Source organism: Rhizobacter sp. P2_H2 (assembly GCF_056403375.1).
This window is the reverse complement of the sequence record NZ_JBFUFP010001768.1, coordinates 1-615: the sequence shown is the minus strand read 5'-3', so window position 1 is coordinate 615 and position 615 is coordinate 1. Positions and strand designations below refer to the sequence as shown.

Annotated in this window: 2 protein-coding genes; one reads left to right on the top strand and one right to left on the bottom strand. The window is 65.8% G+C overall.

Translation table 11 applies throughout. From position 1 onward, the window contains the following. The coding region (locus tag AC1D15_RS36105; RefSeq protein WP_477829872.1) for a DUF2628 domain-containing protein at window positions 1-402 on the top strand (402 nt) is incomplete at its 5' end. Here AC1D15_RS36105 and AC1D15_RS36100 read toward each other — a convergent pair. Beyond that, window positions 363-615, bottom strand: a 253-nt coding sequence (locus AC1D15_RS36100; protein ID WP_477829871.1) for an aromatic-ring hydroxylase C-terminal domain-containing protein, incomplete at its 5' end; no start/stop codon positions are given. The two genes, AC1D15_RS36105 and AC1D15_RS36100, sit on opposite strands and share 40 nt — an antisense overlap.

Here is a 615-nt window from a genome sequence, read left to right as displayed (position 1 = left end):
CCGCCCAAGGCAGAAGTTTCCGATGTGACACTGAGCTTCAAGGGCTCGCGCATCGATGCGCTGAAGGTGTCCGACGCCTGGAAGACACGCTTCCGCCTGATCGAGCGCGCGGGCGGCGCGAAGCTGCCGAACCTCAAGGCGCTGTCCTTCGGCCAACGGATGAAGGTCATGTTCAACGTGCTGGCCTTCCTCTTCGGGCCGCTCTACTACCTGACCAAGGGCCTGTGGAAGAAGGCCCTCGTGCTGTTCGCGATCTGCGTGGTGGTCGTCGTGGTCGCCGACCTGGTGATGGGTGACCGGTTCGGCAACGCGATAGGGATTGCCACCGGCGCCTTGTTCGCCATTCGCGCCAACATCGACGTCTACAAGAAGATGGTGCTGGGCGACGACGGTTGGTGGTGAGGGCCGGCCGGCCACCAGCGGCGCAGCGCTTCGCCGATGCCTTCGGTGCCGTCAYCATCGCCCACCCAGGCGATGCAGGCATCGGGGCGGATCAGCATCGACGGTCCCGTGTCGATGGCGACGCAACGGATCCTCTGTGTGGCGGCGCCAACGAGCGTGCAAGCCCCGCCGTCCGCTGACGCATCGAGCAGCACGCCGCTGCCGTCCTGCATC